General features: G+C 72.0%; 11 protein-coding genes and 1 pseudogene. 4 read left to right on the top strand and 8 right to left on the bottom strand.

The window, feature by feature from the left end:
- Positions 1–87: 87 nt before the first annotated feature.
- Positions 88–708, top strand: a complete 621-nt coding sequence (locus OHA81_RS27320; protein ID WP_329200173.1) for a GNAT family N-acetyltransferase — start codon at positions 88–90, stop codon at positions 706–708.
- 64 nt (positions 709–772) lie between these two features.
- Here the strand turns inward: OHA81_RS27320 and OHA81_RS27315 are convergent, their stop codons facing one another.
- The gene (locus OHA81_RS27315) at positions 773–1,192 is read right to left on the bottom strand and encodes a TOBE domain-containing protein (protein WP_329200171.1); all 420 of its coding nucleotides are present in this window, start codon (positions 1,190–1,192) and stop codon (positions 773–775) included.
- A 254-nt stretch (positions 1,193–1,446) separates the two neighbouring features.
- Here OHA81_RS27315 and OHA81_RS27310 point away from each other — a divergent pair, with 254 nt between their 5' ends.
- Both OHA81_RS27310 and OHA81_RS27305 read left to right on the top strand, forming a co-directional pair.
- Positions 1,447–2,244, top strand: a complete 798-nt coding sequence (locus OHA81_RS27310; protein WP_329200169.1) for a VOC family protein — start codon at positions 1,447–1,449, stop codon at positions 2,242–2,244.
- A 218-nt stretch (positions 2,245–2,462) separates the two neighbouring features.
- Positions 2,463–2,672 carry a hypothetical protein gene (locus OHA81_RS27305; protein ID WP_329200168.1) on the top strand — a complete coding sequence of 70 codons (210 nt, stop codon included), beginning with the start codon at positions 2,463–2,465 and terminating at the stop codon, positions 2,670–2,672.
- A 116-nt stretch (positions 2,673–2,788) separates the two neighbouring features.
- On the opposite strand, the gene OHA81_RS27300 is transcribed toward OHA81_RS27305, so the two are convergent.
- From OHA81_RS27300 to OHA81_RS27265, 7 genes and pseudogenes are all read right to left on the bottom strand, one after another.
- Positions 2,789–4,261: a sialidase family protein gene (locus OHA81_RS27300; RefSeq protein ID WP_329200166.1), complete on the bottom strand. Its 1,473-nt coding sequence runs from the start codon at positions 4,259–4,261 to the stop codon at positions 2,789–2,791.
- Positions 4,262–4,756: 495 nt separating this feature from the next.
- A complete protein-coding gene (locus tag OHA81_RS27295; protein ID WP_329200164.1) occupies positions 4,757–4,963 on the bottom strand; it encodes a hypothetical protein in 207 nt (68 codons plus the stop codon).
- Positions 4,964–5,222: 259 nt separating this feature from the next.
- A complete protein-coding gene (locus tag OHA81_RS27290) occupies positions 5,223–5,498 on the bottom strand; it encodes a hypothetical protein (RefSeq protein WP_329200162.1) in 276 nt (91 codons plus the stop codon).
- A 426-nt stretch (positions 5,499–5,924) separates the two neighbouring features.
- A pseudogene (locus OHA81_RS27280) lies at positions 5,925–6,085 on the bottom strand (pirin family protein); the annotation flags it as partial.
- 700 nt (positions 6,086–6,785) lie between these two features.
- Positions 6,786–7,832 (bottom strand): MMPL family transporter, encoded by a 1,047-nt coding sequence (locus tag OHA81_RS27275; RefSeq protein WP_329200161.1) that lies wholly within the window; start codon positions 7,830–7,832, stop codon positions 6,786–6,788.
- A 31-nt stretch (positions 7,833–7,863) separates the two neighbouring features.
- Positions 7,864–8,457 (bottom strand): hypothetical protein, encoded by a 594-nt coding sequence (locus tag OHA81_RS27270; protein ID WP_329200160.1) that lies wholly within the window; start codon positions 8,455–8,457, stop codon positions 7,864–7,866.
- A 49-nt stretch (positions 8,458–8,506) separates the two neighbouring features.
- Positions 8,507–15,946 carry an SDR family NAD(P)-dependent oxidoreductase gene (locus tag OHA81_RS27265; protein WP_329200158.1) on the bottom strand — a complete coding sequence of 2,480 codons (7,440 nt, stop codon included), beginning with the start codon at positions 15,944–15,946 and terminating at the stop codon, positions 8,507–8,509.
- A 553-nt stretch (positions 15,947–16,499) separates the two neighbouring features.
- Here OHA81_RS27265 and OHA81_RS27260 point away from each other — a divergent pair.
- The gene (locus OHA81_RS27260) at positions 16,500–17,900 is read left to right on the top strand and encodes a hypothetical protein (protein WP_329200156.1); all 1,401 of its coding nucleotides are present in this window, start codon (positions 16,500–16,502) and stop codon (positions 17,898–17,900) included.

The following is a 17,900-nucleotide window of genomic DNA, read 5'->3' as shown; positions in this document are numbered from 1 at the left end:
CTGCCCAACTCCCGCCGTCCACGGCGCGCTTAGCCTCGGGCCGCCCACCGCACCCCGCCCGCTCACCCCCGGAACCCGGCATACAGAATGACCCGTATGTCGATGACAAACACCCCGAAAACGGCAACGCTCGCCGACGCACCGCTGATCAGTGCCACGCTGGCCCGTGCCTTCGACGACGACCCGATGATGCGCTGGTTCTTCCCCGACTCCCCCTCGCGCGGGGCGACGCTCGCCCGCTACTTCAGCACCCTCTTCACCCGCCAGTACGCCCTCCACGGCGTCTGCGAGCGCACCGGGGCCTCGGCCGCGTTCTGGGTGCCGCCGCAGGCGCGGGCCAAGGCCGTGCCCGACGCGGAGACCATCCGGCAGCTGATGGACATCCTCGGAGGCCGCGCCCCGCTGTTCCGGGACGCCGTCGGCGAGGCCGCCCAGCACACCCCCCAGGAGCCGCACTGGTACCTGGCGCTGATCGGCGCCGACCCGGCCGCCCAGGGCCAGGGCCACGGCGCGGCCCTGCTGCGCTCGGGCCTGGCCAAGGCCGATGCGGCGGGCCTGCCGGCGTACCTGGAGTCCTCCAAGCCGGAGAACCTGCCCTTCTACGAGCACTTCGGCTTCGCCGTGCGCAAGGAGGTGCAGCTCCCGGGCGGCGGCCCGGTGCTGTGGGGCATGTGGCGCGAGCCGGGCCGCCCGGCCGACGCCGCCTGAGCCGCTCACCGCACGCCCGAGGGCCCCGCACCGGCCGGTGGGGCCCCGGTGGGGACCTGCGGGATCAGGCGGACGCGAGGGAGATCTCCGTCGACTTGATCAGGGCGACCACGGAGGAGCCGGCGGCCAGGCCCAGCGCCTCCACGGCGTCCTTGGTGATCGCGGCGGTCAGCTCGCCGCCCTCGACGGACACCTTGACCGAGCCCATGGCGCCTCCGGTGGCGACGTCGGTGACGGTGCCCGGGATCTGGTTGCGGATCGAGACGCCCGCGACGGGGCCGGTCGCGAGGGCCACCTCGGTGGACTTCACGAGCGCGTTGACGGCGGAGCCCTCGGTGAAGCCGAGCTCCTTGACGGCGTCCGCGGTGATGGCGGCCGTGATGTCCTGGCCTCCGGCCAGACGGACCTTCACGGTCGCCATGGCTTCGCCGGCCGTAACGGAGGTGATGGTGCCGGGGATCTGGTTGCGGATGCTCAGGCTCATGCGAAAACGCCTCACAAGGCTCGGGGGAGGCAGGGCCGTTCGTGGTCCTGCTCATCGCCCGACGCTACTGCCCTGCGCGCCTCGTGTGCGGTACCGCACCAACCCGTCTGACCCCGCGTCTGCTGCGCTGCGCGCAAGCCCGTACGGCGCGTACATTCAGGTCATGTCGACGCGCGACCAGGTCGTATCGGCGCGCTACCGCGGGCCTCCGGTGCCAGGCTGAGGTGACACAGGACCTGCGGAAGGCAATCGCCATGATCACCAGTGACTTCGCCCCCGGCTCCCCCTGTTGGCTCGACCTCGGCACCCCCGACGTCCGGGCCACCGCGGCCTTCTACGGCTCCGTGCTCGGATGGGAGTACGAGTCCATGGGCGACGGGCAGGACATGGAGGGCGGGATCTTCCGGAAGGACGGGAAGGTCGTCGCCGGACTCGGCAAGCTCACCGAGGAGGGCGCCCGCCCGGCCTGGATGATCTACTTCGGCGTCACCGACGCCGACGCCACGACCCAGGCGGTGGAGCGCGCGGGCGGCACGGTCCGGGTGGCCCCGAGGGATCTCGGCGAGTGGGGCCGGATGGCGCAGTACAGCGACCCGCTCGGTGGACAGTTCGCCGTCTGGCAGCCGGGGAAGGACTCCGGCGTCGAGTTGGTGGACGAACCGGGTTCGCTGTCCTGGACGGAGCTGTACACGAGCGACGCCGCGGCCGCCAAGGAGTTCTACGGCGGCGTCTTCGGCTGGCAGTTCAGCGACACGGAGCTGCCCGGCGGCGGGGGCACCTACACCCTCATCACCCCCGCGGGGCTTCCCGAGGAGCGCATGCACGGCGGCCTGATGCAGCTGCCCGCGGAGCACCTGACCCTCACGGACGGACGGCCGTACTGGCACCCCGTCTTCGCCGTCACCGACTGCGACGCGGCGGTGGCCGAAGTCACCGCGAACGGCGGCAGCGTGCAGATGGGACCGCAGGACGCGGAAGGCGTCGGCCGGCTCGCCGTCTGCCTGGACCCGTCGAACGCCGACTTCGTCCTGCTCACCCCACCCCGCGGCTGATCCGTCCGGGCCGGTGGCCACCGCCCACGTGCGAGGGCGACACTCCCCCGGCCACGACTGACCCCACGGCCGCGCATGCGCTGATCAGAGCTCGGTTCACGGGGCACGTCCTCACACGGCACTGTCACCCGAATGGCCCAACATGACGTGCCACCCACATGGGTGAAGATCAAGCTGGCTAGTGCCCCAACAGATGCAATCCGTGAAAGGGGAACCACATGCGCCTTCGACGAATACTCGCCGCCGTCGTCACCACGGCAGCCCTCGCCGGACTCGGCCTCACAGGCGCCGCCACCGCCTCCGCCGCCACCGCACAGGGTGTCTCGTCCGACGTCACGCCTTCCCAGTGCAAGCAGGGCGGCGGAACGCCCGACCTGACGGACAACGTCTGCAAGGGCGGTACGTACGACGGGCAGAAGGTCGACTGATCCCTCCAAGGCGCCCCGCAGCCGCGTGCCGCGGGGCGCTCCCGCGCGGGCGCGGCGAACCGCCGGGGTCTGGCCTGGAGGAGACCCGGCTCACCCGACGGCGGCGCCCGCTCCGGTCAGCGGGTGCGGAAAGTGGCGGTGTAGACGTCCGTCCGGTTCCGTGGTGCGCCGGAGTGGGTCTCGGTGAGCACCGCCCGTACTCCCTTGCCGTCCGCAACCAGGCCTTGGTAGTCGCCGAGGAAGTAGCCTCCGGCGAACGGCGCCTGCAACCAGTCGAAGACCCGCGAGATACGTCGTTCGGCCTGCAGCTCCGGGTCCCCGTGCGGCAGCGTCGCCAGCTGGTAGGCGGTGGGCAGGGTGGTGGTGTCGCCCGGCTTGAGGAAGCGCAAGTCGTAGTAGGTGAGCGCGACCGTGCCCCGCTCGTCGACCGCGATCGACGGGGAGAAGGCCGGCACTCCGTCGGGGCTGATCAGCTCGGGGCTCCCCCAGGTGCGTCCGCCGTCGGTGGAGCGCACCAGCTGGATGGAGTCGAACTCGCCGGCGGAGAAGTCTGCGCCCTCGTAGGCCATGTAGAGCGTGCCCGTCCTGGGGTCGACGGCCGGGCTGGGCAGGGTGGACGAGGCGCGCAGCAGCTTGGTGGGATCGTTCGGGTCGACCTCCGGTACGGCGGTATCCCGTGCCACGGTGACCGGCGTGCTCCAGGTCTCTCCGGCGTCCGTCGAGGTGACCATGGCGTAATGGGCATCGAGGACGGTGGTCAGGTCGTCGGCGAAGGTGATCGTGTCGAAGAAGTCGTACAGGGTGCCCGTGCGCCGGTCGGCGACGATCAGATGGCCGATGGTCTGGGTGTTGGGCACGGCGCTGGTGTCGACGAACGGCCGGGCCTTGCTCCAGGTCCGGCCGCCGTCACGGGTGAGGGAGATGTATCCGGGGCCGTCGAGGGAGCTGGGGCCGGGCGGGTCGTTGTCGAGGCGGTCCCAGACCTGGTAGGCGGTGCCCTTGCGGATCGGGTCGGCGGTGAGTGAGGGCTTGTCGTTGAAGAACGGCTGCTCGTCGACGTGCGTGGTGGTGAGGTTCTGCCAAGTGCGGCCGTCGTCACGGGACGTGACTGTCAGGAGGGCGCTGCGCGTGCTCTTCGTGAAGTCGACGCCCTCCCCGCCTGCGTAGACCGTGCCGTCCGGTCCGGTGCTCACCCACGGGTCGGTGGCCCTTTCGTAGTCCGCGCCGCCGGGGGCGCACAGGCTGAACGGCAGCGTGCTCCGGTGGAAGGTGTGGCCGTCCGTGGTCCAGCCGGCCGCCAGGCCGCGGGCGCCACCGTCGTTCCAGCGGTCCTGCTGGAACACGGTGACGACGCGCCTGGGGTCGCGCGGATCGACGGCGAGGTACGGCTCGACCTCGGTGCCCGGGTAGACGACGCTGTCGGGGGACCTCGCTCCGATGGTGCATTGCGCGTACGGGTCACCCTGCGACACCTTGACCAGTGGTCGGCCATCGGGGTTCCGGTCTGCTGCGGCGGGAGTCGCGCCGGTGACCGTGACGAGCAGGAGAGCGGCGGTGGTGACGGCGGTCAGGGGCAGGCGGACGCGCATGCGGGGATCTCCTCCGGGCCTGGCGGCCGGGGTACGGGACCGCCGGCATCAGGGCGGCCTGGGGCGCGGAGGGATACCGGAACGCGAGGGTGGGGCGACTCCGCTTGATCCTTTTCGGCGTAGCTGCCGGCGCCCTTGAGGGGCCGAACGAGGGAGTCGTCCCGGGTGCGTGGAGGAGCACGGGGGAGCCGACCGGCGGGTGCGGTGCCGGTCGGCTCCTCGGTCGTGCTGTTACGTCGTCGTCTCGTGGACCCCCGAGCGGGTCGTGGGCCGCATGCCGGGTGGCGGTTGCCGACGGGGCCCGCCTCGTCTCAAAGGGGTTGGCACAGCGGGTTGGCCTGATGGACCTCTTCCACGGCCGGGATGCGTCGGGGCATCGGCAAGGGCCACTTCGACACGGGCGATCCGCCCGACGGGGCACCGGGTGCCGTCAGTCGCCACCCGTCGCGACGGGCGAAACCGCCTTGACTGGTTGCCCAGCCGTGCGCCGACCGGTCAAGTGATCGCCACCGTGGTCCCGTCAGGCAGGGCGCAGTAGTCGCCGGCGTAGGGGCGTGAAACCAGCTGTCCGCCGGCGGCCGTGCAGTCGTCTCTGGAGATGTTCACAGACGAGGCGGCCGCGGCGCCGACGGCGCCGACTGCGCTCATGCCGGCCAGGGTCGCCGCGGCCAGGGCGAGGCCCAGGATCCTTCGTACGCGCATGACTTCCTCCTCTCAGGCGCCTTCGTTCGGCCCTCGGGAAGGAGAGGTCTCAAGACGACGGCGCCCTCGTACTCAGCGTGGGCGCTCCGCGTGGGGCCCGCGCGGCGGGCCTGGGCGCCGGGCTCGGTCGGTGACTGCCCGGGCACGGAGCATGACGTCGCCGGCCGGCCTCGACCGCCCGCACCGGTACGCCGCGTGCGCGTCGGCGACGGCGGGCCGCGTGCGCGTCGGTGACGGCGGGCGGGTGCCCCGCGGTTCGCTAACGTGGTTCGTGGGCCGCGGCCCGGCAGGCACCGGTCGCGGCGCCGCCCGCCACTCCGGCCCCCGTCAGCCCGGTCACACAACCCTGGAGGTCACCGGACACGCCGCGGCTACAGGCCGCTGTGACCGAGGCGGAATCGGTGGCGCCGGCCAGTTCGGCCATCCTCGCGCAGGCGGGGATGTCCGCCCGGGCCGCGGGAGCGGCGAGGACCGCACCACCGACGGTGAGGGTCAGGCCGGCGAGGGCACCGGCGATACGGGTCGACGTGCGCATGGGACGCACCTGCCTTCCGGGTCGGTCGCGCGGTCCTGGTCCCGGTGGCCCGGACCCACGCGGTAGGGCCGCCTGCTGGCGCCCGCTCGCATCCCCCGAGCCGCACCGGGACCTGGCCACCGGGGCCGGCGCAGAGGGCCCAGGGCTTCCACTCACGGACCCCTCACTCCAGCGTCGCACCCTCTCCCCCGGCCGTCCTGGGCACGCCCCCCGGCCTCGCCGACCGGGTGGACGTCGCCGCTTTGCGCTCCCTGCTGCCCCTGCCGTCGGACGCCGGCGCCGAGCGCGGCCCCGACCCGCGGATCCGCCGGCGGGAAGGCGCGGGAGATCGCGGTCCTGGCCCGCGGCCCGGCCCAGGGCACGGACACGATCACCGCCGCACTCGCCCCGAACGCGCCGACACGGTGCGGTACTTCGCCGAGCAGTTCAGCGCGTCCTTCCCCTGGGCTTGAGGTGGGTCGCAGGGAGCGCCGGGGCCGGGATCGGGGGGCCGTCGTAGCCCTTTACCTCGCCGAACCGCGACCGTTCATCCAGTCGTCGCGGGCCTGCACGATTTCTTCGTGCGAGCGGCCGATCCAGTTCCAGAACCATCGGATCACAGCATGTTTTCCCAGGTCAGGGCGTTACCCGTCCCTTAAAGTCAGCAAAAGTCAGCATCGGAGCACCCTTCTGGTGGCCTCGACCCGGGGAATTCGTTTCTGCGAGCACTGGATTCCGGTCGCCCGATGAAGCGAATTGTATGTTTGTCCTCTGCGGTCCACCCGGGAACGGGAGGCGCGGCCGGAATGTGCGGGCCGGTCGGAGCGGCGTTCAACTCTCCTCGCTTGGCGCCTGCCAGAGTCGGGCCCGTGCTCATTCGTCATGTTCGCACGGTGGCCCTCTCAGCTGCCGCCGTGTTTGTCGTAACCACCTTCGCTGGCTGGGATCCGACCGCTCTCACAGCTGGGCGCGGGCCGGGCGATGTGGTCGTCCGCGTCGACCAGGCCGTTTATGGAGCGGGCGAGACGAAGGTCGCTGTCGTGTTGGGAGCGGAGGATTCACTGGCGGGACGCGGGTTTCATGGTATTCGACGGTTAGCACCGCGCTGTTCTGACGGGTCGGCTCGGCCCCCGCACGACGAGTTGGAACTAGCGCTTGCATGCACACTGTGGACCTGTCCGCGCTCACCGCAACCGGCACCTACCCTCTGACCCTCACCGGAACCGCGACTGGTACCTCGCCCCGATTCCCGGTGGCTCCGGCCAGGGAGTTGACGACTCCCCTCGTCGAGCGGAACGTCCGATCCCATCAGGTCCAGCGTGACGGCGCGGAGGTGGGGCCCGGCTGAGTGCGAATGCTGTGCAGCAGGTCGATGCGCTGGGGACTGTAGGGGCGGGCTTCGAGCCGATGGCCAGCCAGGTGCCTGTCGGCAGGGTGAACTGCCGCAGCCCTGTGGCACGGGCCCTTCGGGGCCGGGTCGGAAGAGGGTACGCAGAGCGGGCCGACCGGTTTCCCGTTCAGGTAGGTGCCGGTGGCGGTGCGCAGTCCCTGTACCCCTGTAGGACCGGAGAGCCGGCGGGCGTAGGCGTCAAGACGGGCGGCGCCGTCACGGCCGGCGGGGTGCCAGTAGGGCAGGACGACATCGACCTCCGCCCCCACCTGCGGGAAGTCGGTGCGCAGGTCCTGCATGTCCCTGGCAATCGACGAGTCGGCGGGCAGGGCCCGCTCGTCGCTGAGGCTGAAGACGGCGTCGCGGAAGGGCAGGGCGAGCAGGAGCAGCAGCGCGCTGGTGAGGGCGAAGACGGTGACGGGGCGGCGCATGACGGCGGTGGCCAGTGTGAGCCATCGGGCTGCGGATCGGGCGGAGCGGCGTCGGCGGGCCAGGATGTCGCGGCTCGCCAGGCGTTCACCGAAGCAGGCCAGAGCGGCTGGAATGATCAGGAGAGACGCGATCGCGGCCAGCAGGACGACGCTGATGCCCGCGATGGCCAAGGAGCGGATGAGGGTAAGCGGGAACACGAGGAGGCCCAGCAGAGCGGCGGCGACGATGCCCGCCGAGACGACGACGGTCCGCCCGGCTGTGCAGGTGGCGCGGATCAGGGCTTGATCGTGCGACACGCCGGAGGCGGTCTCCTCGCGGTACCGGGCGACGAAGAACAGGCTGTAGTCGACGGCCAGGGCGAGGCCGACGGCCGTAGTGAGGCTGAGGGCGAAAGCGGACACTGGGGTGACGATGACAAGGGCGCGCAGGATCGCGGTGGTGCCGGTCACCGCGACGGCGCCGACGGCCAGCGGCAGGAACGCTGCCGGGATGCTGCCGAACACCAGGAGCAGCAGCATGAGGGTGGCGGGCATGACCAACAGCTCCGTGCTCAGCAAGTCCCGCTCACTGTGGAGTTGCCGCGCGCGCGACGGCGGCCTGACCTGCGGCCTGGGTCTCCAGTGGGCTGTTGGGCCCGGTGGCCCGGGCGAGCACACGTTCCGCGACGTTGAGCTGGGTGCGCTCGTCCGCCTCGAGCCACAGGGCGATGAGGGCCGTACGGCCGTCGCTGGAACGGAGCAGCGGGTCGGGCGGAGGCGACGGCCGGTCCTTGGTGGCCTGGCCGAGTGGGCCCGTCCAGTACGAGTCGACGGCGGTGACACCCGGTTCCTGCCGCAGGTCCTCGACGAGCCGGGTGCCGGCGCTGCGCGCTGCGGCGTCGTCGACGGAGCCGGTGATGCGGGCGAGAAGCAGGAGAGGTGGCATGCCGCCGTGGCGCGACTGGCCGAGCATGCTGCGCACACGGGCCGACGGGGTGTCTTCGGCGATCCAGCCACCGGCGCCGAGGTGCGCGGAGACGCCACTGGACAAGAGGCCCGCGACGACGAGCAGCGCGGCAGCGGCCAGAACCAGCCGGTTGCGGCGCACGGCCCAGCGGGCCAGCGCGGCGAGGAGGCCCGGAGTGTGCGAACGGCCGGACTGCTGGGACTGCTCGCACATCACGGGTGGCTCCTGCATGGGGCGGGGACGGGCAGGCACGTCGGCGGGATCAGCGGGTGGGCGGGGTCTGGCTGGGTGCCTCGTAACCGAGGCGGATCAAGGCGCGCCTTGCGAGGTCGGTGATGCCCCGGGCGTTGAGGAACTCCAGCGTCGGCAGTTCGCAGCCCAGTCGACGGCGAGCGGCGATGACGGCCTCGACGGCCATGAGGGAGTCCAGCCCGAGTTGGTCCAGACGGCGGTCGCGGTCGAGTCGGGCGGGGTCGGTCTGCAGGATGTCGGCGAGGACCTGGGTGATGGCGTCGGCCGCCAGGGTGACGGCCTCGTCGGTGGTGGCGGTGGCGAGACGGTGGCGCAGGTGGTCGGGGCCGTCGTCCTGGGGAGTGTGGGCGGGGATGAGACCGGCCAGCCGGGGGGTCTGCACGGCCGGCATCATGCTGCGGATGCGGGCCCAGTCGATCCTGGCGGCGGCGCTGACGTCGGTGTCCCGGGCGATGGCGTCTTCGAGGGCGGTGCAGGCTTCGGCGGGTGTGAGGTTGTCCAGGCCGAGGCGGGCGAGCATGTTGGTGATGCCGTGGCGGGCTGCGTAGCCGGTGTCGCCGATGGCGCCCCAGGCCACGGTCGTACCGGGCAGCCCGGTGCTGCGCCGGTTGCGGCTGAGCGCTTCGAGGTAGCCGTTGGCGGCGGTGTAGTTGGCCTGGTAGGCGTTGCCGAACCAGGTGGTGACCGAGGAGCAGGCAGCGAAGAAGTCGAGGTCGCGGCCGCGTGTGAGGGAGTCCAGGTGTGCCGCGCCGAGCATCTTGGGCTCCAGGGCGGTGCGGAGGCGCTCGTCGGTGAGTTCGGCGAGCGCTGCGTCGTCCAGGGCCATCGCGGCGTGGATCACTCCGCGCAACGGGTGGGGTCCGGCGTCGACGGCGTCCAGCACCCGGCGTAGGTCGGCTTCCCGTGTGACGTCGGCCGTGTGGGCGGTTGCTTGGGCGCCGCGGTCGGCCAAGGCCTGGATGAGGTCGGCGGCGCCGGGGGTGTCGGCGCCCCTGCGGCCCAGGAGGGCGAGGTGGCGGGCACCGTGGTCGACGAGGCGGTGTGCGAGAGCGGCTCCGAGGCCGCTGAGTCCGCCGGTGATCAGGTAGGTGGCGTCCGGGGACAGCCGCAGGGGCGGGTGGGTCCTGTCGAGGGGCGGCGGCTCCTCGAAGGTGATGACGACCTTGCCGAGGTGGCGGGAGCGTTGCAGGGCTCGCAGGGCCTCGCCGATCCGGGCGGCGGGGTAGGCCAGGTGCAGCAGTGGTCCGTAGGTGCCGTCAGTGATCCGTTGTGCCATCTCATCGAAACAGGTGCCGGCCTGGGGCAGGCGGCTGGAGATGAGCTGGTGCGCATCGACACCGAAGAAGGCGATGTTGTTGCCGAAGGGCCGGAGGGCCAGGGGGGTGGACGCGTAGATGTCGCGCTTTCCGAGCTCCACGAAGCGCCCGCCGGGCCGCAGCAGTTCCAGACTGCGGCCGATGGCCTCGCCCGCGAGGGAGTTGAGGACGACGTCGACGCCCTGCCCTCCGGTGAGGTCACGGACCTGTTCGGCGAAGGCCAGGGTGCGTGAATCGAGGACGTGGGGGACGCCGAGCATGCGCAGCAGGTCGCGCTTGGCGGGGGTGCCGGCGGTGGCGATGACGGTGGCACCTCGTGCCTGGGCGAATTGGAGGGCGGCCAGCCCGATGCCGCCGGCGGCGCCGTGAATGAGGACGGTCTCGCCTGCCTGGAGGTGGGCGAGGCGTTCGAGAGCGTGGTGGACGGTGAAGTAGACCACGGGCAGGGTGGCGGCTTCGGCGAACGTCATGCCGGTGGGGATGGGGCCGACGAGGCGGGCGTTGACGGTCACCTGGGAACTGAGGCTGCGGGGTGTGAGGGCGTAGACGCGGTCGCCCGGTGCGAGGTGGGTGACGGTACGACCGGCGGAGATGACCGTGCCGGCGCATTCGAGGCCCAGGGCAGGGCCGTCCGGCAGCGGTGTCTCCGCTCCCGGCGGCAGGAGACCGACGGCGAGCATGACGTCGCGGTAGTTGAGCGCGGCCGCTTCGACGGCGATGGTGACCTCGTCGTCGGCGGGCCGCTGCGGGTGGTCGGGTGCCCAGGTGAGCCGGGGGTGCAGGCCTGCGTCGTGCAGGCGCAGGGTGAAGGGCACCGGGGCGGGGGCGTCGTGGGTGTCGGTGGCCGTGCGTAGGGCGACGGTGCGGGGGACGAAGCGTCCGCCGCGGGTGAGGACGACCTCGTCCTCGTCGGTGGGGTGGAGCAGTTCGGCAGCCAGGCGCCGGGCGTCGTCCGTGGGGCGGGGTCCGGCGTCCAGGGAGATGCGCCGGATGGTGAGGTGGGGGATCTCGTTGGCGAGGGAGCGGGTGGCGCCCCACAGCACTGCGTCCTGGGGAACCTGGGGCTGTTCGGGAGCGGAGTGGATGCCGCTGGGGCGCGTGATGATCCACAGGTTGGTGATGGATCCAGCCGGCAGGTGCGAGGCGGGACCGGCTAGGGCCCGTAGCGCGCCCAGACGGGTGACGGCCTGCTCGGATGCCTGGGAGGGGCCGGCGCCGGACTGCGCGGCGTCGAAGAGCAGAACGGTGTTCGGCGGTTGTTGATCGACCGCGAGCCGGTCCCAGTGCTGGGGGGCGTCGTCCAGCCCGGCGAGGTGGACGTCGGCGCCCGTGCCGGTGAGGGCGTCGGCGAGGGTGCGGATCAGGTCGCTGTCCGGGCTCTCACCGGCGAGCAGCCAACGGGTGTCCTGGACGGCCGGCGGCAACACGGGGGCGGGGCCGGCGGCGGCCCGTTCGGTGCGGCGGGCGCAGAGGACGGAGTACTCGAGATCGGGCAGGGGCTCGTCGTGTCCGAGCTGGGCGACCTCGTCGAAACCGCAGTCGCGCAGCAGCGGTTGCCAGGCGTCTGCGGGCAGCAGCGGGGAGTCCTGCCGGAGTGCGGTGTCGGTGAAGTCCCAGAAGCCGTCGAGGGTTCCGAAGCAGGGTGCCAGCAAGCCGGGTTCGTGGGTCTCGTGGGCGAGGAGCTGCCCGCCGTCGGCGAGGAGGTGGGTGATACGGGCGAGGGTCGCGCGCAGGTCTCGGGTGGCGTGCAGGACGTTGGTGGCGATGACCACGTCGAAGGACGCTTCGGTGAAGCCTTGCTCGGCGGGGTCCTGGTTGAGGTCGAGGGTCCGGTAGTCGACGAAGTCGAAGTCTGCGAAGCGGGCCTTGGCGTGGGGGAAGAACCCGGCCGACAGATCGGTGAAGGTGTAGGTGGTTCGTTCGGCCGGGAGGTGGGGCAGCAGCAGGGCCGTGCTGCTGCCGGTACCGGCGCCGACCTCCAGGATCCGCAGCGGCCGGTCGGACGGCCAGGTGCGGACCTGCTCGCGCACCAGGGCGCGGAGCAGTTGGTTGTGGAAGCGGGGCTGGACCGCGTCGCTGTAGAAGTACTCGATCAGGTGGCGGTCGGGTTCGTCGAAGAGCAGCGTCAGCGGATCGCGCTTGCCGCGCAGGACGTCGGCCAGATGCAGACAGCACCGGCCGAACAGGGCGATCTCCACTGCTTGGTGGGGGAAGTCCCGTACGAGCTGCTGGTACAGCTCCAGCGGCGGGGGGCCGTCCGTCTCGGGGAGGTGCCAGCGGGCGGGGCGGTCCTCTTGGGCCGGCCGGGTCTGGCGCACCAGGCCGCGGGTGGCGTGGGCGAGCAACTCGGCCAGCCGGGCGTGCTGGGGCCGCGTGCCGCCCGCCACCAGGTCACCGGTGTCGAACTCGACTTGCCCCGGGGGCAGCAGCTGGGCGAACGCGTCGGCGGTCAGACGGGAGCAGCACTCGCGAAGGCGTTGCAGTCCGACTCCGTGGCCCTCTGTGCGCCAGGCATGCTCCAGGCGGTCGCGGTGGGGCAGGCACGCCTGGACCAGGGTGGTGGGCGAGGGCAGCGGCGCGGGCTGTGCGGGGGTGGTGGCGCTGGGGGCGGCGCGCAGTACGTTGACGAGATGCTGTACGGGTTCGGTGGGGGTGTTGCCCATGCGGCGCAGCCGACAGCCGGTAAGTTCGAGGTATACCTGGCCCTCGGTGTCGGACAGGGTGATGTCCCAGCACAGTTCCTGGGGGCTGCTCTCGCGCAGGCGCACGTGGATCAGCCCCGTCTGCGGCGGGGTGTGCCACAGGCGCAGTGCTTCGACGGCGACCGGAAGGAACGGCAGGTACTCGCCGTCGACGGTGGTCAGGCAGCCACCCGCCTGCAGGGCTCCGTCGAGCAGCGCGGGATGGACGTGGTAGCCGTCGGCGGGCTCCGTCAGGGTGTAGGAGCCGAGAACTTCGCCCTCCCCCAGGCGAAGGTCGGTGAGGACCTTGAAGGCGGGGCCGTAGGCGAGGCCGGCGCGCCGGGCGCGGGCGTAGTGCTCGGCGGCGTCCAGCCGGGTGTGCAGACGCCCGCGCAGGGCGGTGAGGTCGACGGACGCCGGTGCGGAGGCCAGCAAGCGCCGTACACGGGCGCGGGCGTACGGCTGCCAAGGTAGGTCGTCGCCGGTGCGGGCGGCGATCTCCAGGGCCTGGTCGGGCTCGTGGAGGGAGACCTGCACGCGGAGGTCGGTGGTGTCGTCGTCCCAGGGCAGGTCGAGGGCGCGGGTGATGAGGAGGTGGTTGACCTCGACCGGGGCGTCGTGGACGAGCCGGCCGGCGGCGAGCGCCATCTCCAGGTAGGCGGTGGCGGGCATGACGACGGCGCCTGCGACCTGGTGGTCGGTCAACCAGGGCAGCCGGGTCGGCTCCACCAGGTTGGACCAGGCAGGGTGCTGAACGGAGACGCGCGCCCCCAGCAACGGGTGCTGGACGGGAGTGGTCTCGCCGGTGACGCGCAGCCACCACTGGGGGTCGCCACGCCAGTGCCGTTCGCGCTGCCAGGGGTAGGCGGGGAGGTCCGCGGTCCGGCCGGGGTGGGGGAAGAAGGCGTCCCAGTGGGCGCGGGCGCCGGCGGCCAGCAGCTGAGCGGCCGCGGTGTCGACGGCGGCAGGCCCGGGCACCGCCCGGGCGCAGGTCCCCGCGATCAGAGCCGGCCGTTCCAGGTCTTTGGTGGCCTTGCGGAGGTAGGGCCGCAGGACGGGGTGGGGGCCGATGTCGACGAAGGTGTCGTAGCCGTCGTCGAGCAGGGTGTGCAGCGCCGGTCCAAACAGGACGGGTTCGCGGACGTTGCACCACCAGTAACCGGCTCCGAGGTCCTCGCCCGGGCAGGTGGTGCCGGTGACCGTCGAGACGAACGGGATGCCGGTGGCGGCGGGGCGCAGCCCGTCCAAGGAGTCGAGCAGGGCGCCCTGGATGGCGTCCATGGCGCGGCTGTGGAAGGCGTAGTCCAGCTCTAGCATGCGGAAGAACACCGCACGCAGGTCCAGGTCACGGCCCAGGGCGCGGAGTTCTTCCTCGGGGCCGCACACGGTGACGTCCTGGTCACCGTTGACGGCGGCGATCTCCAGGGTGCCGGCATAGGGGGCGAGTTCCTTGGCCGCTTCCTCCGCGGACAGGCCGATCGCGGCCATGCGTCCCTGGCCGCGGGTGGCTGCCTGCGCACGGCTGCGTTCGGCGACCACGCGAGCGGCGGTGGGCAGGTCGAGGGCGCCGGCGACGTGGGCGGCGGCGATCTCGCCGACACTGTGGCCCAGGACGGCGGCCGGGCGGATACCGCGGGCCTTGAGCAGTTCCACCAGGCCGATCTGGAAGGCGAACAGCAGCGGCTGGGCGACCTCGGTTGCCAGGATGCGAGCGGGGTCGGCTCCGGCCATCTCCTCGCGCACCGACCAGCCCAGGTGGGGCTTGAGTGCGTCGTCGACCCGGGTGAGCGCGGCGCGGAAGACCGGCTCCTCGCGCAACAGGTCCGCGCCCATGCCGGCCCACTGGGAGCCGTTACCGCTGAAGGCGAACACCACCCGGCCGTCCGTGACCGCCTGTCCGGTGGCGGTGGCGGCGGGCAGCGGGTGTGCGCCCTGACCGACGGCCTCCAGTGCTTCGGCCGCCTGCTGGGCGTCGGAGGCGAGGGCGACGGCCCGGTGCGGGTGAAGGGTGCGGCGGCGTGCGGCTGTCCACGCGGCGTCGTAGAAGCCCTCCGGGCCCTCCTCTCGCAGCCGCTGGGCCATGCCGGCGGCCGCGGCTTCCAGCGCCTCGGGGGTACGGGCCGAGACCACCACCGGAAGCAGGCCGCCGTGTTGCAGCACGGGTGCGCCGGGCGCGGGAGCCGACGGCGCGGCGGCGAGGACGGCGTGTGCGTTGGAGCCGCCGAAGCCAAAGGAATTGACGCCGACCACCGGCCGCTGCTTGTCCAGGGGCCTGTCCTCGGTGCAGGGGTCGAGTTTCCAGCCGTGGAAGTCGATGTGGGGGCTCAGCGGCTGGGCGTGCAGGGTTGCCGGGATGTGGCGGTGGCGCAGGACGAGCAGGGCCTTGAGCAGCCCGGCCATACCGGAGGCGGCCTCCAGGTGGCCGGTGTTGCTCTTGACCGATCCGATCGGCAGGGGCGCGACCGTGCGGCGGGCGCCCAAGGCCCGGCCGATGGCGTCACACTCGATCGGGTCGCCCACCGGGGTGCCGGTGCCATGGGCTTCGAAGTACGAGAGGTCGTCGGCCGTCACGCGGGCCTGGGCGTAGACCTGCTCCAGGAGCGCCGCCTGTGCCTCGGCACTGGGAAGGGCCAGCCCGGTGGTACTGCCGTCGCTGTTCACGCCGCTCGCCAGGATCACCCCGTGGATGCGGTCGCCGTCCGCGAGGGCGTCGGTCAGCAGCTTGAGCGCCACCACGCCGCCGCCTTCGGCGCGCACGTAGCCGTCGGCCTCAGCTGAGAAAACCCGGCAACGGCCGGTGGGCGACAGCATGGAGGCGGCGGAGAACCCGGTGAAGCCGAAGGGGCTGAGCAGGACGCTCACTCCGCCGGCCAGCGCCATGCGAGTCCGGCCCGCCCGCAGGGTCTCGCAGGCCTGGTGCAGGGCGGTCAGCGCCGACGAGCAGGCGGTGTCCACCGTCATGCTCGGCCCGTGCCAGTCGAGCAGGTGGGAGATGCGGTTGGCGGCGTTGGTGGCCGCGAGACCAGCCATCGTGTACGCGTTGGGGGCGTCCGCGCCGGATGCTTGCAGGTCGGCGTAGTCGTGGCTCGACATGCCGACGAACACCGCCGTGTCGGAGCCGGCGGTCGCGACCTGGTCGATGCCGGCGTCGTCCAGGGCCTCGACCGCCATCTCCAGCAGCAGCCGGTGCTGCGGATCCATGCGCGCCGCCTCGCGCGGCGAGATCCGCTGGAAGTAGCCGGTGTCGAAACCGGTCACGTCCTCCAGGAACCCTCCTGCGGCCGTGTAGCTCTTGTTGCTCTTGCGCCGCTTGGTGTCGACGAACCGTTCGGGATCGAAACGGTCGGGCGGTACCTCGCCCACCAGGTCGCGTCCCTCCCGCAGCGCCTCCCACAGGCCGTCCAATCCGGAGATACCGCCCGGCAATCGGCAGGAGAGACCTACGATCGCCACGGCCTGCCTGTCGGGGTTTGCGGGGGCGACGGTCACAGAGTTCTCCCAGTGCACAAGAGGGGGCAGCGTCGGCGCTAGAGGTGATGGCGGTCCGGCGGTGTGTTTCCGTCGCCGAAGCATCCGCGATCTTACGGAGCGGTGGCACGGCCCTTTCACGCGTTGCTCCGTTCAGGGGAACGCGAGGGGTGATCTCAGCGCGCATCGAGGGGTACTTCAGCCAGCCAGCGCCCGTGCCTGCCCTGGCGTATTCACCACTGCGGGTGAACCTGCGTAGCGCCTCCACCGGTATCCACCTGCGGACATGCCGAATCGGGAGGTGGAAAGGCGTCAACCTGCCGCGCGTCGGCCCCCGGAAGGGAAGCGGCAAGCCACCGGTCCAGCGGCCGCCGGTAGGGTCGCCGTCGTCCCGATACCCGCCCCCAGGGCCCGCCACCTTCGCATCCGCAGGCAGGCGGATCCGTGTCGCCGTCGCGACTCCCGCGCGGCCGGGCGCAACCGTGCCGACGAAGGCCCACCCCAACGCGGCCACGACGACTTTTCCGGAAGGTAGGCCATGAGCAGTTCACAGGTTGCCGCACCCACCGTCCGCACCGACCTGACAGCATGCGACTGGTGGCGTCCGTGCACCGTGCAGGTGATCGGGGAAGTGCCGGCCGGGCAGCCGGCGCTGCGGGCGTTCCTGGACCGTCTGCTCGCCTCGTTCGAGGTGCAGGGCCACACAGTCTTCGACCGCTCCCATGGCGATGTCGACCTGGTGCTCATGTGCGGGGAGGTCCCGGACGGGCCCGAGCCTCTGCGGGAGCGGATCCCCGAGGGGTACCCGCCGCTGAGCGCGATGCTGCGCCAGCGCCACGGGCTTCGCCGCAACCCGCGCCACGTCGTCGCCGTGGTCGAAGTGCCGGAACTGCTCAGTGCGCTGCCCCATGCCGAGGTCGTCGCCACCGCACGCACGGCCATGGGCCGGCTGGGCGCGGCCAAGGTCCTGTTCGTGTCGCGCGGTGAGACTTCCGGCCAGGTCCGGGAGGTGACCTTCTGCAACATGGAGGGCGGCCACCCCACCGAGGTGGACGACATCGCCGACCGCATGCGCGATCGGCTGGTCACCGCGGCGTGCGCCCAGCAGGTCGCCGAGGACTACGACACCGTCCGCGACGCCATCACCACCGAGGCGTGGCAGGCCAGCACCACACCCGAGCAGCTGGCTATCGCGGGCCGCAGGATGGGCGAGCTGGGCCTGCTGTCCCCGCCGTTGAAGGTGTCCGACTTCGTCTCGGAGCAGCTGGCCGACATGTACGAGATCTATATGGGGGTGCGGGGCTTCAGCGAGGGCATGCTGTTCGCCTTCGACCCAGACCTCGACTGCCTGGTGGTCAGCGCTTCCGGCTCCTGGGACGTCGACAAGCGGTCCCTGACGCGCGACCAGGTCGTCGCCGTCGAACCGCGCCTGGCCGGCGGTCGACGCCTGCGCGTCTTGGCGCCGAGCGGCGTGCTGCCGATGCAGCCCTCGGTCGAGACGTGGGAGATCTGCGCCCTGATGGAGGCCTGCCCGACCGTCCGCGTCACCAAGGACGCGGACGGCGTGTGGGTGCCGGACCCGCACGGGGAACGCGAGGTTCCCCTCATCAGGGCCGGCATCCACGCCCACGTCGGCGTGACCTCCAGCGACGACGCGGTGATCGAGACCGTGGAAGCGGACCGCGAGCAGTTCCCCTACGGATTCGGCTGCGGCACGGACCTGACCGTCGAGATCGCCCGCAACACCGTCCGCCGCTCCCACGCGGTCAACGACCCGGACGATTCGCGCACCTACGTCCGCTGGCCCCTGCTGTACCACGGGGAGATGGCCGTCGAACTGTGGAAGCCCGGCCTGCACTCCCAGCCCTTCCAGGGCCTGCTCGACCTGTACGGCACAACGGTGCGGTTCACGCCCGACGACGTCCCCCAGCCGGTATGA

This window comes from Streptomyces sp. NBC_00667 (assembly GCF_036226825.1).
Lineage (GTDB): Bacteria > Actinomycetota > Actinomycetes > Streptomycetales > Streptomycetaceae > Streptomyces.
This window is presented reverse-complemented; position numbering and strand designations above follow the sequence as displayed.